Source organism: Rhodanobacter sp. Root561 (genome assembly GCF_001427365.1).
Classification (GTDB): Bacteria; Pseudomonadota; Gammaproteobacteria; order Xanthomonadales; family Rhodanobacteraceae; genus Rhodanobacter.
In genome coordinates, this window is the sequence record NZ_LMGH01000001.1 from 951557 (window position 1) to 976440 (window position 24884).

Below are 24884 nucleotides of genomic sequence, written 5' to 3' on the forward strand. Positions count from 1 at the left end.
CGGTGGGGCCTCGACGCATGCTTCCTTCCCCCGCCTGCGGGGGAAGGTGCCCGAAGGGCGGATGGGGGGAAGCTCTTCCCCGAAACCCCAATCAGTCGTCCAGCTCCGACCAGCGCGCGTAAGCCGCATCAAGTTCCGCCTGCACTGCCACCAATGCCTCGTTGGCCTTGACGATGGCCGCGCTGTCCTGCTGGAAGAATGCGGGCTCGTTCATCGCGGCGGTGCGCGTGGCGATGTCGGTTTCCAGTTGCTCGATGCGCTTGGGCAACTGCTCCAGCTCGTGCTGTTCCTTGAAGCTGCGCTTGCGCTTCGCCACTGTCGGTGCGGCTGGGGCCGGGGCAGGGGATTTGCCGGTCGCGGTGGTGCCGCGCGGAGCCGGCCGCTGGCGCAGCCAGTCGCTGTAGCCGCCCACGTATTCGCCGATCTGGCCCTCGCCCTCCAGCACCAGAGTGCTGGACACCACGTTGTCGAGGAAGGCGCGGTCATGCGAAACCAGCAGCAAGGTGCCCTGGTAGTCGGTGAGCAACTCTTCCAGCAGTTCGAGTGTTTCCACGTCGAGGTCGTTGGTCGGTTCGTCCATCACCAGCAGGTTGGACGGCTGGGCGAACAGCTTGGCCAGCAGCAGGCGGTTGCGTTCGCCGCCGGACAGGCGGGTGATCGGCGCGCGGGCGCGTTCGGGCGAGAACAGGAAATCCTGCAGGTAGCCGATGATGTGCTTGCGCTGGCCATTGAGCTCGATGAACTCGCGGCCCTCGGCCACGTTGTCCAGCGCGTTGAGCGAGTCGTTGAGCTGCAGCCGGTGCTGGTCGAAGTAGGCGATCTGGATCGACGTGCCCAGCTCGGCCGTGCCGCGCAGTGGCGTCAGTTCCCCCAGCATGATCTTCAGCAGGGTGCTCTTGCCGGCGCCGTTGGGGCCGATGATGCCGATGCGGTCGCCGCGCAGGATGGTGGTCGAGAGGTCGTCGATCAGCACGCGGCCGTCGTAGGCCTGGTGCACGTGCTTGAGGTCGATCACCTTCTTGCCGGACGACTGCGCGTTGGCGGCGGTCATCTTCACGTTGCCGCCCAGGTTGCGCCGCTCGGCGCGCTCGTTGCGCAGCGCCTTCAGCGCGCGCACGCGGCCCTCGTTGCGGGTGCGCCGGGCCTTGATGCCCTGGCGAATCCATACTTCCTCCTGCGCCAGCTTCTTGTCGAACAGCGCGTTGGCCTGCGCTTCGGCGTGCAGGCGCTCCTCGCGGCGGCGCAGGTAGTTGTCGTAATCGCCCGGCCAGTCGGTGAGCTGGCCGCGGTCGATCTCGACGATGCGCGTCGCCAGCGCGCGCAGGAAGCTGCGGTCATGGGTGACGAAGATGATGCTGCCGGCGAACTGCTTGAGGAAGCTTTCCAGCCAGCCGATCGCCTCGATGTCCAGGTGGTTGGTCGGCTCGTCCAGCAGCAACACGTCCGGCTTGCGTACCAGCGCCTGGGCCAGCAGCACGCGGCGCTTCATGCCGCCGGACAGCGCAGCGAAGTCGGTCTCGCCGGGCAGCTCCAGCTGGGTGATCACGTCGCTGACGCGGCGGTCCAGATCCCAGCCGTGCTGCGCTTCGATCTCGTGCTGCACGTCGCCCAGCGCGTCGAAATCGCCGGTGTCGAGCAGGTGGTGATAACGCGCCAGCAGCCGGCCCAGGTCGCCCAGGCCCTCGGCGACCACGTCGAACACGCTGCCCTCGGTGCCGTGCGGCACCTCCTGCGCCATCCGCGCCACCACGATGCCGTTCTGCACGCGCACCTCGCCGTCGTCGGCATGCAGCTCGCCGGCGATCAGCTTCATCAGGGTGGATTTGCCTTCGCCGTTGCGACCGACGATGCAGACCCGCTCGTTCGCCTCGATCGACAGATCGACGTGTTCGAGCAGGAGTGGGCCGCCGATGCTGAAGTCGACGCGTTGCAATTGGATAAGAGACATCCGCCCATTGTAGCGGTAGCCGCGTCCTTGCTTGCGTCGAGATGGCTCCAAAAGAAACGGGCCGCACTGGGCGGCCCGTTTCCCTGGATGGCGTGGCGAGGCTTACTTCAGCTTCGCATCCTTGCGCAGCGCCTCGGCGCGGTCGGTCTTTTCCCACGAGAACGAGGTGAACTTGTTGCCGTTGGCGTCGACCAGGTCGCGCGGAGTGCGCCCGAAGTGGCCGTAGCTGGCGGTCTGCTGGTACATCGGGTGGATCAGGTCGAGCATCTGCAGGATGCCGAACGGACGCAGGTCGAAGTGCTTGCGGATCAGCTTCTCGATCTTCTCGTCGCTGATCTTGCCGGTGCCGAAGGTGGTGACCGAGATCGAGGTGGGGTGCGCCACGCCGATCGCGTAGCTCACCTGCACTTCGCAGCGGTCGGCGATGCCGGCGGCCACAATGTTCTTGGCCACGTAGCGCGCAGCGTAGGCGGCCGAACGGTCGACCTTGGACGGATCCTTGCCCGAGAACGCACCACCACCGTGACGGGCCCAGCCGCCGTAGGTGTCCACGATGATCTTGCGGCCGGTCAGGCCGCAGTCGCCCACCGGCCCGCCGATCACGAACTTGCCGGTCGGGTTGATGTGGAACTTGGTGCCCTTGTGCAGCAGCTTGGCCGGCAGCACCGGCTTGAGGATTTCCTCGCGCACGGCCTCGATCAGGTCCTTCTGCTTCACGCTCGGGTCGTGCTGGGTCGACAGCACCACGGCGTCGATCGCGGTGGCGATGCCGTTCTCGTAGCGCAGGGTGACCTGGCTCTTGGCGTCCGGGCGCAGCCACGGCAGCGGCGAGTTCTTCTTCTTGCGCACCTTGGCCTGCTGCTCGACCAGGCGGTGCGAGTAGTAGATCGCGGCGGGCATGAAGTCCTTCGTTTCATTGGTCGCGTAGCCGAACATCAGGCCCTGGTCGCCCGCGCCCTGTTCTTCCGGCTTCTTGCGGTCCACGCCCTGGTTGATGTCGGGCGACTGCTTGCCGATCAGGTTGATCACGCCGCAGGTGGCGCCGTCGAAGCCGACGTCGCTGGAGTCGTAACCGATGTCCAGGATCACTTTGCGGGTGATCGCTTCCAGGTCGATCCACGCATCGGTGGTGATCTCGCCGGCGACGATCGCCACGCCGGTCTTGACCATGGTTTCGCAGGCCACGCGGGCGCGCGGGTCCTGCGCGACGATCGCGTCGAGGACGGCGTCGGAGATCTGGTCGGCGACTTTGTCCGGATGGCCTTCGGAGACCGATTCGGAGGTGAACAGGTAGTTGGACATCGCGGTCTATATCCCTTTGTTCGGATAGAAAGATAAATGAAGTCGGGCATGATACATCCCCGCTCCGGGTTTTGCAGCTTGCGGCGATTCCTGTCCCTGCGGGGTTAGGCGCGTGTTCAGCCGTCTGGACGGCCGCGGGTTCAGGCGGCCAGCCGGTCGCCGGCAGCAAGCGCCGCGAAATAATCGCGGGTCAGCCGCAACTGTTCGTGGACAGTTTCCGCCCGGTTGACCACCTGCCGGAACGCGGCGTTTTCCGGCCGATCCTTCGCGTACCAGCCCAGGTGCTTGCGCGCGATGCGCACGCCGGCCTGTTCGCCGTAGAACGCGTACAGCTGCTCGAGGTGGCCGAGCAGGATGCTGCCGACTTCGGCCGGCTCCGGCTCGGCCAGCAATTCGCCGGTGGCGAGGTAATGGGCGACCTCGCGGAAGATCCACGGCCGGCCCTGGGCGCCGCGGCCGATCATCAGCGCGTCGGCGCCGGTGGCGTCCAGCACGTGCCTGGCCTGCTGCGGCGTGTTGACGTCGCCATTGGCCAGCACCGGAATGCGCACGGCGGCCTTCACCGCGGCGATGGTGGCGTATTCGGCCTCGCCTTCGTACTTGTCGGCGCGGGTGCGCCCGTGCACGGCCAGCGCGGCGATGCCGTTGTCCTGGGCGATGCGGGCGATGTTCAGCGCGTTACGGTTCTGCCGATCCCAGCCGGTGCGGATCTTCAGCGTCACCGGCACCTCGACGGCGTCGACCACCGCCTTCACGATGCGCGCCACCAGCGGCTCGTCCTGCAGCAGGGCGGAGCCCGACCACACGTTGCACACCTTCTTGGCCGGGCAGCCCATGTTGATGTCGATGATCTGCGCGCCGTTGGCCACGTTGAAGCGCGCCGCCTCGGCCAGCATCGCCGGGTCGTAGCCGGCGATCTGCACGCTGACCGGCTCGGGTTCGCCCTCGTGGTCCATCCGCCGCAGCGACTTGCGCGTATGCCACAGCCGCGGGTCGGCATTGGTCATCTCCGACACGGCCAGGCCCGCGCCCAGCCGCTTGCACAGCAGCCGGAACGGCTTGTCGGTGACGCCGGCCATCGGGGCCAGCACCACGGGCGGGTCGATCAGGTAGGGGCCGATGCGCATCGGCGCATTGTAGCGGCCCGCGGCTGCCGCGACGCGGCGATCAGTGCGTGGACACCACCCGCTGCGCGGCCCCGCGGTCGTGCCGGTGCTTGAACAGCGGCACGAACAGCAGCGCCATCACCAGCGAATAGCCGGCGAAGGCCAGCCAGATGCCGGGCCAGTCCTTGCAGATCGCCACGGTGTCGTCGCACTGGTGGTTGGTGAAGAAGTGGTCGATCACGAAGCCGGCGATCAGGCTGCCCAGCACCGCGCCGATGCCGTTGGTCATCAGCATGAACAGGCCCTGGGCGCTGGCGCGGATCTTCGGATCGGCCTGGCTTTCCACGAACAGCGAGCCCGAGATGTTGAAGAAGTCGAAGGCCATGCCGTAGATGATGCACGAGAGCACGATCATCCACAGTCCGCCGGCCGGGTCGCCGAACGCGAACAGGCCGAAGCGCAGCACCCAGGCCAGCATGCTCATCGTCATCACCGCCTTGATGCCGAAGCGCTTGAGGAAGAACGGGATGGTCAGGATGAAGGCGGTTTCGGAGAACTGCGAGATCGAGATGATGATGGTCGAGTACTTCACCGCCAGCAGGTTGGCGTACTCAGGCACCTTGACGAAGTCGCTGAGGAAGGCGTCGCCATAAGCGTTGGTCAGCTGCAGCGCCGCGCCCAGCAGCATCGCGAAGATGAAGAACACCGCCATGTTGCGGTTCTTGAACAACGTGAACGAGGTCAGTCCCAGCCGGTCGGCGAGGCCGCGGCCTTCCTCGGCGCGCAGCCGCGGCGGGCACTTGGGCAGGGTGAAGGCATAAAGGCCCAGCAGCAGCGAGGCGGCCGCGGCCACGTGGAACTGGGCGGGCGAGGCCTTGAAGCCGAGCAGGCTGGTGGTCCAGGTCGCGGCGATGAAGCCGATCGTGCCCCACACGCGGATCGGCGGGTAGGTGTTCACCACATCCAGGCCGTCCTGCTTCAGCGCGTTGTAGGTCACCGTGATCGCCAGCGAGATGGTCGGCATGTAGAAGCACATGTTCAACAGCATCACCCAGAACATCTGCTCCGGGCCCTGCACGTGCGGGATCGAGAACAGCACCGCGGCGCCGCAGATCTGCAGGATGCCGTACAGGCGTTCGGCGTTGATCCACTTGTCGGCCACGATGCCGACCAGCGAGGGCATGAACAGCGAGGCGATGCCCATGGTCGAGAAGATCGCGCCGAAGCTGGTGCCCGACCAGTGCTGGGTCTGGAACCACCAGGTGCCGATGGTCAGCAGCCACGCGCCCCAGATGTAGTACTGGAAGAAATTGAGTACGGTGAGACGGAGCTTGAGGCTCATGAACGAGGATTCCCCTGCAAGGCCGGGGTCGGCCCCGTGGCCACAATGTTGTAGCGGGGCAGGTTAGACGACGCCGGCGCCGGGCGGCAAGGTGCAATGCGGCAGCTCGTTCCGGTCGCTCACTCCGGCACGGCCAGCACATCGGCCACGCGCTGGCGCAGCACCGGCAGCAGCTCGGCCGCGAACCACAGGTTGTGCATCACCCACGGCCGGTTGCGCGGGCTCGGGTGCGGCAGCGGCAGCACGCCGCGGGCCAGGTGGGTGCGCCAGTTGCGCACGGTATCGGTGAGCGTGGCGTCGCGCGCGTCGCCGAGCATGCCGACCTGGGCGTACTGACCGATGGCCAGGGTCAGATGCACGCCGGTGAGCAGCGAAAACAGGCGCGGATGCCAGATCGCGGCGCACGCAGGTCGCGGCGGCAGGTCGCCGCTCTTGCCCTTGCCCGGGAAACAGAAATCCATCGGCACGATCGCCACGCGATCGGCGTCGTAGAAGGTGGCGCGGTCGATCTGCAGCCAGTCGCGCAAGCGCTCGCCGCTGACGTCGTCGAACGGAATGCCGCTTTCCTCCACCTTGCGCCCCGGCGCCTGGCTGACGATCAGCAAGCGCGACCGGGTCGACGCCTGCAGCACCGGCCGCCGCCCCGGCGGCTGCTGCATCGCGCAGGTGTGCCCGCAGCGGATCTCCGCCAGCAAGGCGTCCATGTCGCGCTGTTGCTGCATCGGGCCCAGCTTTCTTTTCTTCTCCATTCCCTATTCCCTATTCCCTATTCCCCATTCCCGGCCCTCAAACCACCTTGCCCGGATTGAGGATGCCATCCGGATCGAATGCGGCCTTGACCGAGCGCATCAGCGCGATGGTCGACTCGCCCAGCGCCAGCGGCAGGTAGTCGCGCTTCACCACGCCGATGCCGTGCTCGCCCGACAGTGTGCCGCCCAGCGCGATCACCAGGGCGAACAGTTCGGGCAGCGCGGTGTAGCCGCGTTCGATCTCGTCGACGTCGCGCGGCAGCAGGTTCACGTGCAGGTTGCCGTTGCCGGCGTGGCCGAAGCACACCAGCGGTACCGCGTGCCTGGCGGCCAGCGCCTGCGCGCCGGCGACCAGTTCGGGCAGGCGGCTCACCGGCACCACCACGTCCTCGTTGATCTTGTGCTCGGTCACCGCGCGTTGGGCGAACGAGAGCGCCTTGCGCGCGGCCCACAATGCGGCGTTCTCGCCAGCGTCGGCCGCGATGTCCAGCGCGATCAGGCCTTCGCCGCGCGCGGCGCGTGCCACCGCGTCCTGGGCAAAGCCCACGGTCTCCGGCGTGCCGTCGACCTCGATCAGCAGCAGCGCACCCGCTTCGGGCACGTCGGCATCCGGTGCGTGGTCGCGGGCCAGCTTGAGCGCCAGCGCATCCATGAACTCCAGCGCCGCGGGCGTCACCGGCTGCGCCATGATGCGCGCCACCGCCTGCGCCGCGCTGGCCGTGTCGCGATAGGTGGCGCGCAGCGAGCGCACGGCAGCGGGCCGGGGCGTGAGTTTCAGCGTGGCCTCGGTGATCAGTGCCAACGTGCCTTCCGAGCCGACCAGCAGGCGGGTCAGGTCGTAGCCGGTGGAATCCTTGGTGGTGTGTGTGCCGGCGAGGAAACCCGCGCCGGTGCCCGCCACTGCGCGCAGGCCCAGCACGTTGTCGCGGGTGGCGCCGTACTTCAGCGCGCGCGGCCCGCCCGCGTTGCAGGCGAGGTTGCCGCCTATCGTGCACCAAGGCGCCGAGCCGGGATCGGGCGCCCAGAAGAATCCGTGCGGCGCCAGCGCCTGTTGCAGGGCCTCGTTGGTGACGCCGGGCTCGACCACCGCGAGGCGATCGTCCGGCGCGATGCGCACGATCCGATCCATGCGCTGGAAATTCGCCACCACGCCACCGGCCAGCGGCACCGACGCGCCGGTGGAACTGGTGCCGCCACCGCGCGCGGTGAGCGGCACGCGATGTTGGCGGCAGGCGAGAACGAGTGACTCCACTTGGGCGTGCGTGGCGGGATGGACCACGACGTCGGGTCGATGCGCGTGGCGCGAATGGTCACTCGCCGCGAGACGCAGGGCGTCGTCGCCGCTGTCCAGTGCGTCGCCGGGAAAGATCGTGCGCAGGCTGTCGAGCAGGGAAGCGGGCAGGGTCATGCCGCGATTATCGCACCGGGCGGGGTTCAGCCCGCCTCGAATGCACCACGCAGCCATTGCCGCTGCAGCGCTTCCAGCGGGCCGTCGTAGCTGACCACGTCGAAACGGCAGGCCGCCCGCGCATGTTGCGGGTGCGCGGCCAGCCAGTGCTGTGCCGCGAGTATCAGCTTGCCCTGCTTGGCGGCGGTGACCGAGGTGGCGGCGTCGCCGTGGCTGGCGCTCTTGCGGTAGCGCACCTCGACGAAGACCACGGTGCCGCCGTCACGCATCACCAGGTCCAGCTCGCCGTGGCGCGTGGTGTAGTTGCGCGCCAGCAGTTTCAGGCCGGCGCGTTCGAGCTCGCCGCAGGCGCGTTGCTCGAAGTCGTCGCCGGCCGCGCGCATCAGCGCGATTCGGGCTGGAAGGTTCCGCTGGACGACGGACTCGCCGGCACCGGCTCGGCGTTGGCGGGCGGCGCGGTCGATGGTATGTCGTCCATCTGCAGGCTGCCGCCCAGCGGACGCGCCAGGCCATCCTGGAAGCGCGCCCAGATCAGCACGCGGCGCACGCGGCCGAACTGGTCGGCCGCGAGCTGGCCGCTGGCGCCCGGCAGGTAGCTGCCCGGATGGGCGCGCATCCATTCGATGTAGGGCACCAGGTTCCAGGCATCCATGCCGAAGGCGAACAGCCGCGCCGCGCCGCCCCGGGCCGCGGGCAGGCGCGTGGCGATGTCGTCGTGGCTGGGCAGTCCCGGCTGGGCGTCGAACAGCCAGGGTGCGTCGCAGAATTCCAGGCCGTCCAGGTCGCGATTCGCGGCGGAGTCGTCGCTGCCTTCATAGACGTGCGAGGTGCCGAACACTGGCAGGCCGACCCGGGCGATGTGCAACTGCGGCAACAGCAGTCGCGCCTGTTGTGGGCGCATGCTGATGAAGATGCCGCTGTCCACCACCACCGGATTGTCCGGCTGCGCCGTGCTGGCGCTGGCCGCGGGCTCGGTGGTTGCCGGTGCCGTCGGCAGTCGCATCCCGGCAATGACATCGGCGTAGCTGGTCACCCCGGGCGGCAGGGTGATCGAACCCAGCAACTCGCCGCCGCGCGCCGTCAGCTCCGCCTTGAACGCGCTGGCCGCACGTTGGGCAAAGTCGTCGACCGAGACCATCACGTAGGCCTTGCGGATGCCCCGTTCGATCATGTGATCGGCGGCCTGCGCGCCCTCGGTCTCCGGCAGCAGGCCGAATTCGCTGGTGTCGCCGGCGGGCAGTTGCTTGTCGTCAGGATGATTCAGGGCCAGCAGCGGAACCGGCAGCTGCGCCTGGCCGAACACGGCGGCGACTTCAGTGCGGGTCAGCGGGCCGACGACCAGCCGCGCGCCGTCACTGACGGCCTGCTGATACGCCTTGAGCGCGCCGTCGGCGGTGCCCTGGCTGTCGTAGACCCGCACCGAGGGGCGCGGCGCGTGATTGCGGCCGGCATCGAGATAGGCCGCGAAGAAACCTTCGCGGATCGCCGTGCTGGCGGCGGCGTAATTGCCGTCGTTGGGCAACAGCAAGGCCACCTGGGTGGGCACCTTGTAGCCCTCGCGCACGTTGGCGTCGGCGCCGGGCAGCAAGGTGCCGACCGGTTGCTGGAGGTCGGGCGTCGGCTGCGCCACGGTGACGCCGAGCTGGCTGAGCGCCTCGTTCACCCACGGCAGCATGCGATCGCCGCGCTGCATGCCGGCGGCGCGCTGCTTCAGCGAATCGACGCCGACCTGGCCCAGCAGGGCGAGGATCTGCTGGCGATTCTGGCCGTGGTCGAAGCCGCTGAGCTGTCCGTCCAGCTCCACGCGAGTTCGCGCGGCACCCCACGGGTCGCCGCTGGCGGCCATCGCGCGGGCGCGGAATTCCAGCAGGCGCGGCTGCAGCGCCGCCGGGATGGTGACCCGGGGTTGCGTGGTCAGCCGCAGCGCGGTGGCCGCATCGTGCTGTTCCAGTGCCAGTTCGGCGCGCAGCAGGTCCAGCCGTACCGGTTCATCACCGGCAAGGTTCTGCCGCTTGATGCCAGCGAGCACGGGTGCGGCGCGCTGGAGCTGGCCTTCCTCGCGCCACGCCTCGGCGGCGTACAGGCGATAGCTGTCGGCGTGTCCGCGCGATTGCCCGGCCAGTGCGAGCCACGCCTGCGCGGACTGGTCGAACTGGCCCTGCGTGGCCAGTGCGGCGGCACTCTGCGCCGCGGCAAGCTCCGCCGGCGAGCGTGGTGCATTGCTGGGCACGCAGGCGGCCAGCAACAGCGAAAACAGCAAGGCAGTCGCGGCGACGCGCGAGTGGCGCATGAAGCGCATGGGAAATCCCTTGGTCGTCATGGTCGTCAATGCGCGATCATAACGGATTGGATTGTCGCCCCGTGGTGCAGGAGTTTGCAGATGTCATCGGTTCAGTCAGGGTGTTTGTGGGTGGTGGCCACGCCCATCGGTCATCGCGACGATTTTTCAGCACGGGCGATCGCCACCTTGCGCGCGGTGGCGGTGATCGCAGCGGAAGACACCCGCCACAGCCGCCCGCTGCTGGTTCACCACAATATAGATACGCCGCTGCTCGCACTGCATGACCACAACGAGCGCGATGCCGTGGATGCGATCGTGCGTCGGATGCAGGGCGGCGATTCGGTCGCGTTGATCTCGGACGCGGGCACGCCGCTGATCAGCGACCCGGGCTTCCGGCTGGTGCGCGCCGCGCGCGCCGCAGGCATCCGCTGCGTTCCGGTGCCGGGCGCGTGCGCGGCGATCGCGGCCCTGTCGGTGGCCGGCCTGCCCAGTGACCGTTTCGTGTTCGAAGGTTTCCTGCCGCCGAAGGCGGCGGCGCGGCGCAGTCGCCTGCAGGAACTGGCCGGCGATCCGCGCACGCTGATCTTCTACGAGTCGTCGCACCGCGTCGCCGAAAGCCTGGCCGACATGCGCGACGTGTTCGGCGCCGATCGCGAGGCCGTGCTGGCGCGCGAGCTGACCAAGATGTTCGAAACCGTGCTGGGCGAGCCGCTGGCGGGGTTGGCGGCGCGGGTCGTCAGCGATCCTGACCAGCAGCGCGGCGAGCACGTGATCCTGGTGGCCGGTCGCGGCGAGGAAGCCGACGCGAAGCTGGCTGAGGGCCGGCGCGTGTTCGCGATCCTGCGCGAGGAGTTGCCGCCGGCGAAGGCGGCGAAGCTGGCGGCGGCGATCAGCGGGGCGCCGCGCAAATCTCTCTACGAGAGCGAGAAGTGAGTGGAGAGGAATGAGGTAGGGGCAAACACGCAGGCAGCGGCTTCTCTCTCGTTTCTCACTCCTCTTCACTCACTCCTGTATCCTTTCCCGTGGAGTCGGCCGGACAGTCGCGTCGCGCGCAAGCGCATCGAGGAAAGTCCGGGCTCCGCAGGGCAGAGTGCCAGGTAACTCCTGGGCAGCGTGAGCTGACGGCCAGTGCAACAGAGAGCAGACCGCCGATGGCCCGCAAGGGCACAGGTAAGGGTGAAAGGGTGCGGTAAGAGCGCACCGCGTACGGGGCCAACGTCGTACGGCACGGTAAACCCCACTCGGAGCAAGACCAAATAGGGGAACGATAACGCGGCCCGCGTTGTTCCCGGGTAGGTTGCTGGAGCCAGGCGGCGACGCCTGGCCGAGAGGAATGACTGTCGCGTCGCAAGACGTACAGAACCCGGCTTACAGGCCGACTCCACCTCTTCGTGCATGCCATCGCCATCTCGACGCATTCGTCGGGGTGGCGATGGCACGCCCATGTGAACGGAAATTCAGTCCGCGGGCGCCAAATGGCGTGATTTCGCGTGGATTTCACCCTATTCCGGCCCAAAGCAGCGTGGGTCTGATTGCAAAAAATTCCCTGCTTTCAAATACCTTGCCGGTGTTCCTGAGAATATGCTGCATGTACGGTCAGGATTTTGCCTTTACTCATTGATTCACAAGCGAAATTGCCTTGACAGTCTCAGGGGGCGAGATTATCGTGGGCTCCAGTGTGAAATTGTGGGTTTTCGTGGAGTCTGCTGATCGTGTTCCAGGGCGAAACCGCCATCACCATCGACGACAAGGGTCGCCTGACCATCCCGACAGCGTATCGGGAGCAGGTGGCGGGCGAGTGCGCCAATCGCCTGGTGATTACCTACAACCCGTTCGAGGCGGGCAGCCTGTGGCTGTTTCCGCATGCGGAATGGGAAAAGGTGCGCGATCAGGTGAACGCCCTGTCCAAGGTCAAGGCGGCTCACCGCGACATGCAGATGAAGCTGGTCGGTGCCGCCGCCGTGGTCGAGCCCGATGGCGCGGCGCGCGTCCTGTTGCCGGCCAGCCAGCGGGCCACCACCGGCATCGAGAAAAAGGCGGTGCTGCTGGGCATGGGCAACAAGTTCGAGCTGTGGAGCGAACAGGCCCACCTGGCCAAGATCCGCCAGAGCATCGGCGAAGACGACATCACCAACGAAATGGCCGAACTGCGCCTGTAAACGGCGCGGCGACACACGTGGGACGGGAGCGGGAGTGCGGCATGGCCGAGCAAGTTTTGCGGCACATCCCGGTGATGCTGGGTGAAGCAGTGGAGGGTCTCGCCGTGCATGCGGGCGGGCGTTATCTCGATGGAACCTTCGGTCGCGGCGGTCACGCCCGCGAGGTCTTGTCGCGCCTGGGCGCCGACGGTCGCCTGCTGCTGATGGATCGCGATCCCAGCGCCATCGCCACGGCCCGCGCCGAGTTCGCCGCCGATCCGCGGGTGTCGATCCGTCATGCGAATTTCTCCAGCCTGGCCGAGTGGGACGAAACCGCCCACGGCCTCGATGGCGTGCTGCTCGACCTGGGCGTGTCCTCGCCGCAGCTGGACGAGGCCGCGCGCGGTTTCAGCTTCATGGCCGATGCGCCGCTGGACATGCGCATGGACACCAGCCAGGGCGAGAGCGCGGCCGATTTCCTGGCCCAGGCCAGCGAGCGCGAAATCGCCGACGTGTTATGGAACTACGGCGAGGAACGCCACAGCCGCCGCATCGCCCGCGCCATCGTGGCCGATCGCGAGGCCACCCCGTTCACCCGCACCGGCCAGCTGGCCGCGCTGATCGAACGCGTGGCGGGCCGGCGCGAGCCGGGCAAGCATCCGGCCACGCGCAGCTTCCAGGCGCTGCGCATTCGCGTGAACGGCGAACTGGATGCCCTGCAGCAGGGCTTGAATGCCGCGCTGGAACGGCTGAAGCCGGGCGGTCGCCTGTCGGTGATCAGCTTCCACTCGCTGGAGGACCGCGCGGTGAAGCTGTTCATCCGCGACCACTCCGGCCGCGTGCAGAACAGCCGCCGCGGACCGCCGGTGCAGGGCGCGCCGGCGCAACTGGCGGCGGTCGGCAAGACGCAATTCCCGGGCGATGCCGAACTGGCGGCGAACCCGCGCTCGCGTTCGGCCGTCCTGCGCGTGGCGGAGAAACTCGCATGAAGGCCGTCGGCGCCCTCTGCCTGCTGGTGTTGCTGGTGGCCGTGCTGGCCAGCGCGCTCGGCGTGGTGTGGACGCGCCACGAGAGCCGCGTGCTGTTCGTCAACCTGACCGCGCTGCAGAACCAGCGCGACGAGCTGAACATCGAATACGGCAAGCTCGAACTGGAGCAGGCCACCTATGCCGAACCCCGGCGCATCGACGACGAGGCCCGGCAGAAGCTGGGCATGGTCGATCCGCGCCCGCAAGACATCCGGTTGCTGCGATGAGCTGGCGCAAGCACGTCAAGCCATCTCAACCCGGTCGCCGTCGCGTCGCGGGTCCCAGTGCGCGGCGGCGCATGGTCGTGGTGGTCGGCCTGCTGGGGCTGGTTTCCGCGGCCCTGGTCGCGCGAGCGTTCGACCTGCAGGTGGTGCGCAAGGAGTTCTACCAGCGCCAGGGTGACGCGCGCTTCCTGCGCGAAGTGCCGATCCCGGTGTCGCGCGGCACCATCTTCGACCGCAACGGCGAGCCGCTGGCGGTGTCGACGCCGATGATGTCGATCTGGGCCAATCCGTCCGAGGTGCTGGACAACGACGAGCGCATTCCCGCGCTGGCGCAGGCGCTGGGCGTGGAAGCGGACGGACTGAAGGCGCAGCTGGCGCAGCGTTCGGATCGCGAGTTCGTCTACCTGCGCCGGCAGATGTCGCCGGCCGCGGCACAGGCGGTGCTGGACCTGGGCATTCCGGGCATCAACGGCCAGCGCGAATTCAAGCGCTACTACCCGTCCGGCGAAGTCACCGCCCACGTGCTCGGTTTCACCAACATCGACGACCGCGGCCAGGAAGGCCTGGAGCTGGCGTACGACGAATGGCTGGCCGGCAAGCCGGGTGCCAAGCGCGTCATCCGCGACCGCATGGGTCACGTGGTCGAGGACCTGGAGCAGGTGCGCGCGCCCAAGCCCGGCCAGAACCTCACCCTGAGCATCGACCGGCGCATCCAGTTCCTGGCCTACAACGAGCTGAAGAACACGCTGGAGAAATCACAGGCCGACTCCGGCTCGATGGTGGTGCTCGACGTGCGCACCGGCGAAGTGCTGGCGATGGTCAACCTGCCGACCTACAACCCGAACGCACTGGGCGGCAGCAAGCCGGGCCAACGCCGCAACCGGGCGATGACCGACGTGCTCGAGCCCGGCTCGACGATCAAGCCGATCCTGATGGCGGCGGCGCTGTCCAGCGGCAAGTACACGCCGACCAACCCGCTCATCGACACCACCGGCGGGCACTGGTACTTCCAGGGCCACGACATCCACGACACCCACAACTACGGCGTGCTGACCCCGACCGGGGTGATCACCAAGTCCAGCAACGTGGGCGCGGCGCGCATCGCGATGCAGCTGGACACCTCGCTGATGTACGACACCTATCGTGCGTTCGGCTTCGGCAACAGCACCGAGAGCGGCTTCCCCGGTGAGGCATCCGGTTACCTGCGTATCGGCCGCGACTGGCGCCCGCTGGAAAAGGCCATTCTCGGCTACGGCTACGGACTCAACGTCACCGTGCTGCAGCTGGCCAACGCCTACGCCACCATCGCCGATGGTGGCGTGATGCACAACCCGACCTTCATCAAGAACAACGACAGCGCCGCGAAACAGATCATCTCGCCCGAGGTGGCGCACGAACTGCTGCGGATGATGGAGACGGTGACCGGGCCGGGCAGCACCGGCACGATGGCGCGCATCGCCAACTACAGCGTGGCCGGCAAGACCGGTACCGCGCACAAGGCGAGCGCCGGTGGCTATGCCAAGAGCAACTACACCTCGGCGTTCGCCGGCATCGTGCCGGCCAGCAACCCGCGCCTGGCGGCGGTGGTGGTGATCGACAATCCGCAGAAGGGCAGCTACTACGGCGGCACCGTGTCCGGCCCGGTCTTCGCCAAGGTGATGGAAGGTGCGCTGCGCCTGCTCGACGTGCCGCCGGACAATATCGGCCGCTGGTATGTCGGCGGTCCGCTGCAGAGCCCGGACGGACTGGTCGGCAGCAAGCCGCCGGTGGATGCGCCGATCGACGATGCGCCCGTGGACGAGGACACGCCATGAACACCGGCCACCTCGACCAGTTGTTGCTGGGTATCGCCGACGCGCAACTGGCAGCGATGCCGGAAGTCGCGCGCATGACGGTCTCCGGCCTGAGTCTGGATTCGCGCAGTGTGCAGCGCGGTGACGCGTTCTTCGCGCTGCATGGAACCCGCGCCCATGGCATCAGCTTTGCGCCTGCCGCCGTGCAGCGCGGCGCGCGCATCGTGCTGGCCGAGGCCCCGGCGACAGGCGAATCGCTTGCCCCGCTTGCGGGGGAAGCTGGCGAAGGCGGAAGGGGTGAGTTGCCGCAGGCAGTCGGCGAGGTGCCGGTGCTGTGGATCGACGACCTGCACGCGCAGGTCGGCGAGATCGCCGCGCGCTTCCACCAGCGACCCAGCGAGTCGCTGCGTCTGATCGGCGTGACCGGCACCAACGGCAAGACGTCGTGCGTGCAGCTGCTGGCCCAGGCGCTGACCCTGCTGGGTCATCGCGCCGCCTCGATCGGCACGCTCGGCGCCGGGGTGCACGGCCAGCTGCATGAGGGCGAGCGCACCACCCCCGACGCGATCAGCGTGCAGGCGCAGCTGGCGGCGTTCCGCGACGACCGCGTCAGCCATGTCGCGATGGAGGTTTCTTCGCACGCGCTGGTGCAGGGGCGCGTGGCCGCGGTCGACTTCGAAGTGGCGGCGTTCACCAACCTCACCCGCGACCACCTCGACTATCACGGCAGCATGGAAGCCTACGGCGCCGCCAAGGCCATGCTGTTCGCGTGGCCGGGACTGCGCAGCGCGGTAATCAACATCGACGACGCGTTCGGCCGCGAGCTGACGAGTCAGCTGTCCGACGGTTTGCAGTTGCTGCGCTTCAGTGCGACCGGCGACGACGAGGCGGAAGTTGCCGCCAGCGACATCGTCACCTCGGCCGAAGGTCTGGCCTTCCATCTGCGGACCCCGTGGGGCAGCCGCGTGATCCGCAGCCAGCTGATCGGTCGTTTCAACGTGGCCAACCTGCTGGCCGTGGTTGCCAGCCTCGGCGCGCTGGGCGAACCGTTCGCGCGCATCGTCGAGGTGGCCGCCCAGCTGCAGCCGGTGAACGGCCGGATGAGCCGGATCGGCGGCGTGCACGGCCAGCCGCTGGTGGTGGTCGACTACGCGCACACCCCGGATGCGCTGGAGCAGGCGCTGAATGCCGTGCGCACCCACTGCGCCGGCAAGCTGATCTGCGTGTTCGGTTGCGGCGGCGAGCGCGACGCCGGCAAGCGTCCGTTGATGGGCGAGATCGCCGCCAGGCTGGCCGACGTGGCCATCGTCACCGACGACAACCCGCGCGGCGAAGACGGCGATGCCATCGTGGCGCAGATCGTGGCCGGCATGACTGCCGCGCCGGCGATGGCGGTCGAGCGCGATCGCGCGGTGGCGATCGCCGATGCGCTGGCGCTGGCCCGGCCGGGCGACGCGGTGCTGATCGCCGGCAAGGGACACGAGACCTATCAGGACGGCGCAACCGGCAAGCATCCGTTCGACGACCTGCTGGTGGCCCGTGCGGCGCTGGAGCAATGTCAACGGGAGCAGCGCGCATGATGGCGCTCGCCACCATTGCCGTGTGGACCGGCGGCCGCCTGCTCGCGGGTGATGCCGAGGTCACCGGCGTGGCCATCGATACGCGCAAGCTCAAGCCCGGCGACCTGTTCGTCGCGATCAAGGGCGAGCGAGCCGATGGCCATGACTACCTGGCCGAGGCTGCCGCGCGCGGCGCGGTGGCCGCGATGGTCACGCGCAAGGTCGACAGCGACTTGCCCCAGGTGCTGGTCAACGATGCAGGACTGGCGCTGGGCGACCTGGCCAGCGCGGTGCGTGCCCAGCGCGACGTGCGCGTGGTCGGCATCACCGGCTCCAACGGCAAGACCACGGTGAAGACCCTGGTCGCCTCGATCCTGTCGCGGCACGGCCGCACCCATGTCAGCGGCGGCAACTACAACAACGAACTGGGCCTGCCGCTGAGCCTGCTGGCGATGCCGGCCGACACCGAATACGCGGTGTTCGAGATGGGCGCAGGCAAGCCTGGCGACATCGCGTATCTGGCTGCCATCGCACGGCCCGATATCGGCCTCGTCACGCTCATCGCGCCGGCGCATCTTGCGCGCATGGGCAGCATCGAGGGCGTGGCCGAAACCAAGGGGGCGCTGTATCAGGCCCTGCCGGTGGACGGCACCGCGATCATCAATGCTGACGACGCGTTCGCCAGCTTCTTCGGCGGCCTGGCCGGTTCGCGCCAGGTGCTGCGTTTCGGCCTGGAGCACAAGGCCGACGTGGGCGCCGACATCATCGAGCAGCGCGTGGACGGTTCGCGCTTCGTGCTGAGCACGCCCCGGGGCGACGCCGAGGTGGCGCTGGCGCTGCCCGGTCGGCACAACATCGCCAACGCGTTGGCCGCGGCCGCGGTGGCGCTGGCGCTCGACGTGCCGCTGGACACCATCGTCGCCGGACTGGAGCAGGCCTCCGGCGTGGCCGGTCGCCTGCGTCGCGTGGTGGCTGCCGGCGGCTGGACCGTGATCGACGACAGCTACAACGCGAACCCCGGTTCGATGGCGGCGGCGATCGACACGCTGCTGCTGGCCGGCGGCGAGCGCTGGCTGGTGCTGGGCGACATGGCCGAACTGGGCGCCGACGCGCGCGCGCTGCATGCAGGCATCGGCGCGATGGCGCGCGAGCGCGGCGTCGAGCGTCTGTTTGCGGTGGGCCCGTTCGGTACGGCGACGGTCGAAGCCTTCGGCGCCGGCGCCACGCACTTCGACGACAAGGCGGCGCTGATCGCCGCGCTGCAGGCGCAGCTGCATGCGGGCGTCACCTGCCTGGTCAAGGGTTCGCGTTCGGCCGGCATGGAGCAGGTTGTGGCCGCCATCGACGGTGGCGCAGAAAAGAAGGGGGAGGCATTCCATGCTGCTTGAGCTGGCCGACTGGATGGCACGGCATTTCACCGCGCTGCACCTGTTCCAGTACATCACCTTCCGCACCATCATGGCCGCGCTCACCGCGCTGGCGATGTCGCTGCTGTGCGGGCCGTGGCTGATCAACCGGCTGGCTGCGCTGAAGGCGGGCCAGGTGGTGCGCAGCGACGGGCCGCAGACGCACCTGGTCAAGGCCGGCACGCCGACCATGGGCGGCGTGATGATCCTGCTGTCGGTCACCGTGGCCACCTTGCTGTGGGCCGACCTGCACAACCGCTACGTGTGGGTGGTGCTGGCGGTGCTGCTGAGCTTCGGTGCGATCGGTTTCTACGACGATTACCGCAAGCTGGTGCTGAAGGACAGCCGCGGCCTGGCCAGTCGCTGGAAGTATTTCTGGCAGTCGGTGTTCGGGCTGGGTGCGGCGCTGTTCCTCTACTACACCGCACCCCATGCCGCCGCGGCCGGGCCGGTGGCGGAAACGGCGTTGTACCTGCCGCTGTTCAAGCACGTGGTGCTGCCGCTGGGCGTGTTCTTCATCGCCATCACCTATTTCATGATCGTGGGCTTCTCCAACGCGGTGAACCTCACCGACGGACTGGATGGCCTGGCGATCATGCCGACCGTGCTGGTCTCCGGCGCGCTGGGCGTGTTCGCCTATCTCGCCGGCAACAAGGTGTTCTCCGAATACCTGGGGATTCCGTCGATTCCGGGCGCCGGCGAGCTGGCGATCTTCACCGGCGCGCTGGCCGGCGCGGGACTGGGTTTCCTGTGGTTCAACACGTACCCGGCGCAGGTGTTCATGGGTGACGTGGGCGCGCTGGCGATGGGCGCGGCGCTCGGCTGCGTCGCGGTGATCGTGCGCCAGGAGATCGTGCTGCTGGTGATGGGCGGCGTGTTCGTGATGGAAACCGCCTCGGTGATGATCCAGGTCGCCAGCTTCAAGCTCACCGGCAAACGCGTGTTCCGGATGGCGCCGATCCACCATCACTTCGAATTGAAGGGCTGGCCCGAGCCCCGCGTGATCGTGCGCTTCTGGATCATCAGCGTCGTGCTGGTGCTGATCGGCCTCGCCACGTTGAAGGTACGGTGATGATGAAAGCCGGGAATCGGGCATCGGGAATCGGGAATCGGAAGGGCGTGCGTCTGTGCGCTTTTGCCCATTCCTTATTTCCCATTCCCTATTCCCGTGCCTCCAAAGGAGGCACCCATGTTTGACGCCTCGCAAGCCAGACGCCGGACCGGGCCGCGCGGCAGCTACGACCTGTGGCTGCTGGTCGCGCTGGTCGGGCTGGCCAGCGTGGGCGTGGTGATGGTGACGTCCAGTTCGATCGCGGTGGCGGACAGCCAGCACATCGGCGCGTTCTATTTCCTGAAGAAGCACCTGCTGTTCCTCAGCCTGGGCCTGTTCGCGGCGGCGCTGGCCATGCGCACCGAACTGAAGCTGCTGGAGAAATATGCGTTCCCGCTGCTGGCGCTGGCCTTCCTGATGCTGTTGGCGGTGTTCGTGCCGCACTTCGGCATGCGCATCAACGGCGCGCGGCGCTGGCTCAACCTGCTGGTGACCACGTTCCAGCCGGTCGAGGCGGTAAAGCTGATCCTGGTGATCTACGTGGCCAGCTATCTGGTGCGCCACCGCGACAGCGTGGAGACGAAGTTCCTCGGCCTGTTCAAGCCGGTGCTGGTGGCTGGCCTGATCGTGCTGCTGCTGCTGGCGCAGCCGGACTTCGGCTCGGCCACGCTGGTGATCGCGGTGACCATCGCGATGGTCTGGCTGGGTGGCGCGCGGCCGATCTTCCTGTTCCTGATGGGTCTGCCGCTGATGCCGCTGCTTTATATCGCGGCGACCGGCGAGAGCTACCGCATGAAGCGGCTGACCTCGTTCATGGACCCGTGGAAGGATCCGTTCAACGACGGCTTCCAGCTGACCCAGTCGCTGATGGCGATCGGTCGCGGCGAGTGGACCGGCGTGGGCCTGGGTTCCAGCGTGCTGAAGCTGTCCTACCTGCCCGAAGCGCATACCGATTTCATCTTCGCAGTGATCGGCGAGGAGCTGGGCCTGGCCGGCGTGATCCTGGTGATCAGCCTGTTCGGACTGGCGGTGGGCCGCGGCCTGTACATCGGCCTGAAAGGCGTCGAGGTGGGCCAGCGCTTCGCCGGCTACGTCGCGTTCGGCATCTCGCTGATGCTGGCGATGCAGGCCTTCGTGTCGGTCGGCGTGAACCTCGGTGCGTTGCCGACCAAGGGACTGACCCTGCCGCTGATCAGCTACGGCGGATCGTCGATGGCGCTGACCTGCGCCATGGCCGGTGTGCTGCTGCGCGCCACCTACGAGATCAACCGCGCGCTGGACGCGCGGCAGATGGCCACCCGGATGCCGGCAGCCGTCGCTGCCGTCGACGCGAGCGCCGCGGCGAAGCCGCGCGAGGCGGTGGCAGCATGACCGCGCAGCGTCCCGTGCTGATCATGGCCGGCGGCACCGGCGGCCATATCTTCCCCGGACTGGCGGTGGCCGAATGCCTGCGGGCGCAGGGCGTGCCGGTGGTGTGGCTGGGTGCGGACGGCGGGATGGAAACGAACGTGGTGCCGGCGCAGCGGATCGAGCTGCACACGGTGGCCGTCGGCGGTCTGCGCGGCAAGGGTTGGAAGACCCGGTTGCTGGCGCCGCTGATGCTGTTGCGTTCGCTGCTTGCTTCGCTGGCCGTACTGCGCCGGGTCAATCCGCGCAGCGTGCTGTCGATGGGTGGTTACGTGGCCGGCCCCGGCGGCGTGGCTGCCTGGCTGTTGCGCCGACCGTTGCTGGTGCACGAGCAGAATCGGGTGGCCGGCTTCACCAATCGCAAGCTGGCCGCGCTGGCGAAGCGCGTGCTGGCCGGTTTCGCCGATGCCTTGCCGCAGGCCGAATGGGTCGGCAATCCGGTGCGCGACGCGATCGCCGCGCTGCCGCCGCCGGCGCAGCGCATGGCCGGGCGCGAGGGCAGGCCGCGCCTGCTGGTGCTGGGCGGCAGTCTGGGTGCGCGCGCACTGAATCTCGCGCTGCCGCAGGCGCTGGCCCTGCTGACGGCGGAGCAACGGCCTGAGGTGCTGCACCAGTGCGGCAACCGCGGTCTGGACGAGGCCCGCGCCGCGTATGCGAAGGCCGGCGTCGAGGCGCAGGTGGTGCCGTTCATCGACGACATGGCGACCAGCTACGGCCGCGCCGACCTGGCCGTCTGCCGCGCCGGCGCGCTGACCCTGGCCGAGCTGGCTGCGGCCGGACTGGGCGCGGTGCTGGTGCCGTTCCCGTACGCGGTGGACGACCACCAGACGCGCAACGGTGAAGTGCTGGTGGCGGCCGGAGCCGCCGAACTGATGCAGGAGAACGAGCTGGACGTACAGATTCTGGCGCAGCGACTGGAGTCGCTGCTGGGTGACCGCAGCCGCCTGCTGGCGATGGCCGAGGCCGCGCGCACGCTGGCGAAACCCGACGCGGCGCAGGTCATCGCCCGCGCATGCCTGGAGGTGGCCGCATGACGCCGCGCCGCCTGCATGCGCACGAAGATCCGATGAGCACGTTCCGCCGGGTGCACTTCATCGGCATCGGCGGCGTCGGCATGAGCGGCATCGCCGAGGTGCTGCACAACCTGGGTTACGCGGTGTCCGGCTCCGATCGGGCCAACTCGCCGACGGCACAACGGCTGCAGCAGCTGGGCATCGTGGTGCACGTGGGCCATGCGGTGGAAAACATCGGCGACGCCGACGTGGTGGTGACATCCAGCGCGATCAAGCAGGACAACCCCGAGCTGGTCGCCGCCCGTGCCGGCCGCATCCCGGTGATCCCCCGCGCGGAAATGCTGGGCGAACTGATGCGTTTCCGCCGCGGCGTGGCGATCGCCGGCACCCACGGCAAGACCACCACCACCAGCCTCACCGCCAGCGTGCTGGCCGAGGCCGGTTACGACCCGACCTTCGTGATCGGTGGCCAGCTCAACGCGGCCGGCGCCAATGCGCGGCTGGGCACCGGCCAGTACCTGGTGGCGGAAGCGGACGAATCGGACGGCTCGTTCCTGATGCTGTCGCCGGTGATCGCGGCGGTGACCAACATCGACGCCGATCACCTGGAGAACTACCACGGCGACTTCGCCGAGGTGAAGCAGGCGTTCGACGACTTCCTGCACCGGCTGCCGTTCTACGGCCTGGCCGTGCTGTGCGTGGACGACCCGGAAGTGGCGGTGCTGGCGAAGTCCACCACGCGGCGGGTGATGACCTACGGCATCGACAGCGCGGACGCCGACGTGCGCGCGCTGAAGGTGAGCCAGCACGGCTTCGAGATGCACTTCGACCTGCAACTGCCGGGGCGCGACGAGGTGCTGCCGGTGAAGCTCAATCTGCCGGGTCGGCACAACGTGCTCAATGCGCTGGCCGCGGCGGCGATCGGCTGGCAGCTCGGCGTCGAGGCTGATGCGCTGGCCCGTGCGCTGGAGAATTTCCAGGGCGTCGGCCGGCGTTTCCACCGGCGCGGGGAACTCGCGCTGGACCACGGCAGCGTGCTGCTGGTGGACGACTACGGCCACCACCCCCGCGAACTGGCCGCGGTGTTCGCCGCCGCCCGCGGCGGCTGGCCCGATCGGCGCCTGGTGGTGGGTTTCCAGCCGCACCGCTACAGCCGCACACGCGACCTGCTGGACGACTTCGCCAACGTGCTGGCCGAGGCCGACGTGCTGGTGCTGACCGATGTCTATCCCGCCGGCGAAGCGCCGATCGCCGGCGCCGACGGTCGCGCCCTGGCGCGCGCCGTGCGGGCGCGCGGCAAGGTCGATCCGGTGCTGGTCGAGCATCCGCGTGATCTGAAAGAGAGCCTGCCGGCGCTGCTGCGCGATGGCGACCTGCTGCTGCTGCTCGGCGCGGGCGACATCGGCGCGGCGGCGGTGGAGCTGGCCCAAGCGGGCAACCTGAGGACAAGCAAGTGAGCATGATGATCAAGGACCCTGCCCAGTTCGGACGCGTCGCCGTGGTGATGGGCGGCAGCTCGGCCGAGCGCGAGGTGTCGCTGGATTCCGGCCGCAACGTGCTCGATGCACTGCGCGCGCGCGGCATCGATGCCCATGCCATCGACGGCATCCCGGCTCTGCTCGATGCGTTGCGCGCCGGGCACTTCGCCCGGGTGTTCAACATCCTGCATGGCCAGCACGGCGGTGGCGAGGATGGCGTGCTGCAGGGCGCGCTGGAATCGCTCAACGTGCCGTACACGGGTTCCGGCGTGCTCGGTTCGGCACTGTCGATGGACAAGACCCGCTCCAAGCGCGTGTGGCAATCGCTGGGCCTGCCGACGCCGAAGTTCGTGGCACTGCCGCGCGGCGCCGACGTGCATGCGGCGGCGAAACAGGTCGGCTTTCCGCTGATCGTGAAGCCGGCCTGTGAAGGTTCCAGCGTGGGCGTCACCCGCGTGTTCGACGAATCCCAACTGGACCAGGCGGTGGAGCTGGCCGCGAAGTATCCCGGCGACCTGCTGATGGAAACCCTGATCGAGGGTGACGAACTGACCGTCGCGATCCTCGGGCGCCAGGTGCTGCCGTCCATCCACATCGTGCCAAAGGGCGCGTTCTACGACTACAACGCGAAGTACATCGCCGAAGACACCTTGTACCTGTGCCCCGGCCAGGAAGGCGAGGCCGAGGCGGAACTGCGCGCGCTGGCGCTGCAGGCGTTCGACGCGCTGGGCTGCGCCGGCTGGGGTCGGGTCGACGTGATGCGCGATCGCGTCGGTCGCAACTGGCTGCTGGAAGTGAACACCGCGCCGGGCATGACCTCGCATTCGCTGGTGCCGAAGGCCGCCGCGGTGGACGGCATCGACTACCAGGAGCTGTGCTGGCGCGTGCTGGAAACCAGTTTCCGGGAGGGCCTGTGAAGGGAGCCGTCCGCCTCGTCGCCTGGTGCTTGGCCATCGCCCTGGTCGCGCTGCCGATCGTCGGCGTGCTGCGCGGCTGGTTTGCGGCCGGGCGCTGGCCGGTGACCCGGTTGACGGTGCAGGCCGAGTTCAAGCACGTCAGCGAAAGCGACCTGCGCGCCGCGGTGCGGCCGCGGCTGGGCAAGGGCTTCTTCGCGCTGGATCTGGACGCGGTGCAGAAAGCCGTGGCCGCGCTGCCGTGGGTGGAATCGGTCGAGGCGCGCAAGCGCTGGCCCGACACGCTGCAGTTGCGCATCTACGAACGCCAGCCGTTCGCGCGCTGGAACGACAGGCAGCTGATCAGCCGCCAGGGCCTGGTGTTCGATGCGCCCGGCATGAATGACCTCGGCGACCTGCCGGAGCTGCATGGCCCGGATGCCAGGCTGGCCGAGGTGGTGAGCTTCTACGCCGAGACGCAGAAGGCCTTCGCCGGCACGCACCTGCGCATCACCGGCGTGGCGCTGACCGAGCGCGGCAGCTGGAGCATCGGCACCGCTGGCGGTGCGCAGATCGTGATCGGCGATCGCGAGCAGGCGGGTCGTCGCCTGCGCCGTTTCCTCGACGTCTATCCGCAACTGATCGCCGGACACACCGACGGTTTTGCCTACGCCGACCTTCGCTACACCAACGGATTCGCCGTGCGCTGGCCCGATGCGGCCGCCGCCAACGCTGGGGGTTCGCCTCGCACATGAGCA

Annotated in this window: 21 protein-coding genes and 1 other RNA gene; 14 read left to right on the forward strand and 8 right to left on the reverse strand. The window is 68.4% G+C overall.

Annotation, left to right across the window (positions count from 1 at the left end):
* Positions 1-91: 91 nt before the first annotated feature.
* From ASD55_RS04065 to ASD55_RS04100, 8 genes are all read right to left on the reverse strand, one after another.
* Positions 92-1948 (reverse strand): ATP-binding cassette domain-containing protein, encoded by a 1857-nt coding sequence (locus ASD55_RS04065; protein WP_056763902.1) that lies wholly within the window; start codon positions 1946-1948, stop codon positions 92-94.
* Between the two features lie 102 nt (positions 1949-2050).
* The gene (metK, locus tag ASD55_RS04070; RefSeq protein ID WP_056716855.1) at positions 2051-3250 is read right to left on the reverse strand and encodes a methionine adenosyltransferase; all 1200 of its coding nucleotides are present in this window, start codon (positions 3248-3250) and stop codon (positions 2051-2053) included.
* A 140-nt stretch (positions 3251-3390) separates the two neighbouring features.
* Positions 3391-4377, reverse strand: coding sequence for a tRNA dihydrouridine synthase DusB (dusB, locus tag ASD55_RS04075; protein WP_056716884.1), 987 nt, complete (start codon positions 4375-4377; stop codon positions 3391-3393).
* 40 nt (positions 4378-4417) lie between these two features.
* Positions 4418-5698 carry a nucleoside permease gene (locus tag ASD55_RS04080; protein WP_056763904.1) on the reverse strand — a complete coding sequence of 427 codons (1281 nt, stop codon included), beginning with the start codon at positions 5696-5698 and terminating at the stop codon, positions 4418-4420.
* Positions 5699-5817: 119 nt separating this feature from the next.
* Complete coding sequence (locus tag ASD55_RS04085; RefSeq protein WP_235577713.1) at positions 5818-6447, reverse strand: uracil-DNA glycosylase family protein; 630 nt, start codon at positions 6445-6447, stop codon at positions 5818-5820.
* A gap of 37 nt (positions 6448-6484) precedes the next feature.
* Positions 6485-7855, reverse strand: a complete 1371-nt coding sequence (locus ASD55_RS04090) for an FAD-linked oxidase C-terminal domain-containing protein (RefSeq protein ID WP_056763906.1) — start codon at positions 7853-7855, stop codon at positions 6485-6487.
* 26 nt (positions 7856-7881) lie between these two features.
* On the reverse strand, positions 7882-8238 hold the full coding sequence (locus tag ASD55_RS04095) for a YraN family protein (protein ID WP_056763908.1): 357 nt from the start codon (positions 8236-8238) through the stop codon (positions 7882-7884).
* On the reverse strand, positions 8238-10154 hold the full coding sequence (locus ASD55_RS04100; protein ID WP_056763910.1) for a penicillin-binding protein activator: 1917 nt from the start codon (positions 10152-10154) through the stop codon (positions 8238-8240). The genes ASD55_RS04095 and ASD55_RS04100 overlap by 1 nt, the downstream gene beginning before the upstream one ends.
* 81 nt (positions 10155-10235) lie before the next feature.
* Between ASD55_RS04100 and rsmI the strand changes: the two genes are divergently transcribed.
* The 14 genes from rsmI to ASD55_RS04165 all read left to right on the forward strand — a co-directional run bounded on the left by rsmI (position 10236) and on the right by ASD55_RS04165 (position 24881).
* Entirely contained in the window at positions 10236-11069 is an 834-nt protein-coding gene (gene rsmI, locus ASD55_RS04105) for a 16S rRNA (cytidine(1402)-2'-O)-methyltransferase (protein ID WP_056763912.1), read from the forward strand.
* A 91-nt stretch (positions 11070-11160) separates the two neighbouring features.
* Positions 11161-11523, forward strand: an RNA gene (rnpB, locus tag ASD55_RS06090) — RNase P RNA component class A.
* Between the two features lie 316 nt (positions 11524-11839).
* Entirely contained in the window at positions 11840-12295 is a 456-nt protein-coding gene (gene mraZ / locus ASD55_RS04110) for a division/cell wall cluster transcriptional repressor MraZ (RefSeq protein WP_235577731.1), read from the forward strand.
* A 41-nt stretch (positions 12296-12336) separates the two neighbouring features.
* The gene (gene rsmH / locus ASD55_RS04115) at positions 12337-13263 is read left to right on the forward strand and encodes a 16S rRNA (cytosine(1402)-N(4))-methyltransferase RsmH (protein ID WP_056763914.1); all 927 of its coding nucleotides are present in this window, start codon (positions 12337-12339) and stop codon (positions 13261-13263) included.
* On the forward strand, positions 13260-13529 hold the full coding sequence (ftsL, locus tag ASD55_RS04120; RefSeq protein ID WP_056716840.1) for a cell division protein FtsL: 270 nt from the start codon (positions 13260-13262) through the stop codon (positions 13527-13529). The genes rsmH and ftsL overlap by 4 nt, the downstream gene beginning before the upstream one ends.
* Positions 13526-15340 carry a penicillin-binding protein 2 gene (locus ASD55_RS04125; protein ID WP_056763916.1) on the forward strand — a complete coding sequence of 605 codons (1815 nt, stop codon included), beginning with the start codon at positions 13526-13528 and terminating at the stop codon, positions 15338-15340. Before ftsL ends, ASD55_RS04125 begins: the two co-directional genes overlap by 4 nt.
* Positions 15337-16899: a UDP-N-acetylmuramoyl-L-alanyl-D-glutamate--2,6-diaminopimelate ligase gene (locus ASD55_RS04130; protein ID WP_056763918.1), complete on the forward strand. Its 1563-nt coding sequence runs from the start codon at positions 15337-15339 to the stop codon at positions 16897-16899. Before ASD55_RS04125 ends, ASD55_RS04130 begins: the two co-directional genes overlap by 4 nt.
* Positions 16896-18266: a UDP-N-acetylmuramoyl-tripeptide--D-alanyl-D-alanine ligase gene (gene murF, locus ASD55_RS04135; protein ID WP_056763920.1), complete on the forward strand. Its 1371-nt coding sequence runs from the start codon at positions 16896-16898 to the stop codon at positions 18264-18266. The genes ASD55_RS04130 and murF overlap by 4 nt, the downstream gene beginning before the upstream one ends.
* Positions 18256-19356, forward strand: coding sequence for a phospho-N-acetylmuramoyl-pentapeptide-transferase (gene mraY / locus ASD55_RS04140; RefSeq protein ID WP_056716833.1), 1101 nt, complete (start codon positions 18256-18258; stop codon positions 19354-19356). Before murF ends, mraY begins: the two co-directional genes overlap by 11 nt.
* 117 nt (positions 19357-19473) lie before the next feature.
* Complete coding sequence (gene ftsW / locus ASD55_RS04145; protein WP_056716831.1) at positions 19474-20706, forward strand: putative lipid II flippase FtsW; 1233 nt, start codon at positions 19474-19476, stop codon at positions 20704-20706.
* The gene (gene murG / locus ASD55_RS04150; protein ID WP_056763922.1) at positions 20703-21776 is read left to right on the forward strand and encodes an undecaprenyldiphospho-muramoylpentapeptide beta-N-acetylglucosaminyltransferase; all 1074 of its coding nucleotides are present in this window, start codon (positions 20703-20705) and stop codon (positions 21774-21776) included. The genes ftsW and murG overlap by 4 nt, the downstream gene beginning before the upstream one ends.
* A complete protein-coding gene (gene murC, locus ASD55_RS04155; RefSeq protein WP_056763924.1) occupies positions 21773-23212 on the forward strand; it encodes a UDP-N-acetylmuramate--L-alanine ligase in 1440 nt (479 codons plus the stop codon). The genes murG and murC overlap by 4 nt, the downstream gene beginning before the upstream one ends.
* On the forward strand, positions 23209-24150 hold the full coding sequence (locus ASD55_RS04160) for a D-alanine--D-alanine ligase (protein WP_056716826.1): 942 nt from the start codon (positions 23209-23211) through the stop codon (positions 24148-24150). Before murC ends, ASD55_RS04160 begins: the two co-directional genes overlap by 4 nt.
* Positions 24147-24881 carry a cell division protein FtsQ/DivIB gene (locus ASD55_RS04165; RefSeq protein ID WP_056716824.1) on the forward strand — a complete coding sequence of 245 codons (735 nt, stop codon included), beginning with the start codon at positions 24147-24149 and terminating at the stop codon, positions 24879-24881. Before ASD55_RS04160 ends, ASD55_RS04165 begins: the two co-directional genes overlap by 4 nt.
* The last annotated feature ends 3 nt before the right edge of the window (positions 24882-24884 follow it).

Coding starts and splice junctions, on each gene's coding strand:
- ASD55_RS04065 (WP_056763902.1), bottom strand. CDS start 1,948: ATGTCTCTTATCCAATTGCAACGCGTCGACTTCAGCATCGGCGGCCCA.
- metK (WP_056716855.1), bottom strand. CDS start 3,250: ATGTCCAACTACCTGTTCACCTCCGAATCGGTCTCCGAAGGCCATCCG.
- dusB (WP_056716884.1), bottom strand. CDS start 4,377: ATGCGCATCGGCCCCTACCTGATCGACCCGCCCGTGGTGCTGGCCCCG.
- ASD55_RS04080 (WP_056763904.1), bottom strand. CDS start 5,698: ATGAGCCTCAAGCTCCGTCTCACCGTACTCAATTTCTTCCAGTACTAC.
- ASD55_RS04085 (WP_235577713.1), bottom strand. CDS start 6,447: ATGGAGAAGAAAAGAAAGCTGGGCCCGATGCAGCAACAGCGCGACATG.
- ASD55_RS04090 (WP_056763906.1), bottom strand. CDS start 7,855: ATGACCCTGCCCGCTTCCCTGCTCGACAGCCTGCGCACGATCTTTCCC.
- ASD55_RS04095 (WP_056763908.1), bottom strand. CDS start 8,238: ATGCGCGCGGCCGGCGACGACTTCGAGCAACGCGCCTGCGGCGAGCTC.
- ASD55_RS04100 (WP_056763910.1), bottom strand. CDS start 10,154: ATGCGCTTCATGCGCCACTCGCGCGTCGCCGCGACTGCCTTGCTGTTT.
- rsmI (WP_056763912.1), top strand. CDS start 10,236: ATGTCATCGGTTCAGTCAGGGTGTTTGTGGGTGGTGGCCACGCCCATC.
- rsmH (WP_056763914.1), top strand. CDS start 12,337: ATGGCCGAGCAAGTTTTGCGGCACATCCCGGTGATGCTGGGTGAAGCA.
- ftsL (WP_056716840.1), top strand. CDS start 13,260: ATGAAGGCCGTCGGCGCCCTCTGCCTGCTGGTGTTGCTGGTGGCCGTG.
- ASD55_RS04125 (WP_056763916.1), top strand. CDS start 13,526: ATGAGCTGGCGCAAGCACGTCAAGCCATCTCAACCCGGTCGCCGTCGC.
- ASD55_RS04130 (WP_056763918.1), top strand. CDS start 15,337: ATGAACACCGGCCACCTCGACCAGTTGTTGCTGGGTATCGCCGACGCG.
- murF (WP_056763920.1), top strand. CDS start 16,896: ATGATGGCGCTCGCCACCATTGCCGTGTGGACCGGCGGCCGCCTGCTC.
- mraY (WP_056716833.1), top strand. CDS start 18,256: ATGCTGCTTGAGCTGGCCGACTGGATGGCACGGCATTTCACCGCGCTG.
- ftsW (WP_056716831.1), top strand. CDS start 19,474: ATGTTTGACGCCTCGCAAGCCAGACGCCGGACCGGGCCGCGCGGCAGC.
- murG (WP_056763922.1), top strand. CDS start 20,703: ATGACCGCGCAGCGTCCCGTGCTGATCATGGCCGGCGGCACCGGCGGC.
- murC (WP_056763924.1), top strand. CDS start 21,773: ATGACGCCGCGCCGCCTGCATGCGCACGAAGATCCGATGAGCACGTTC.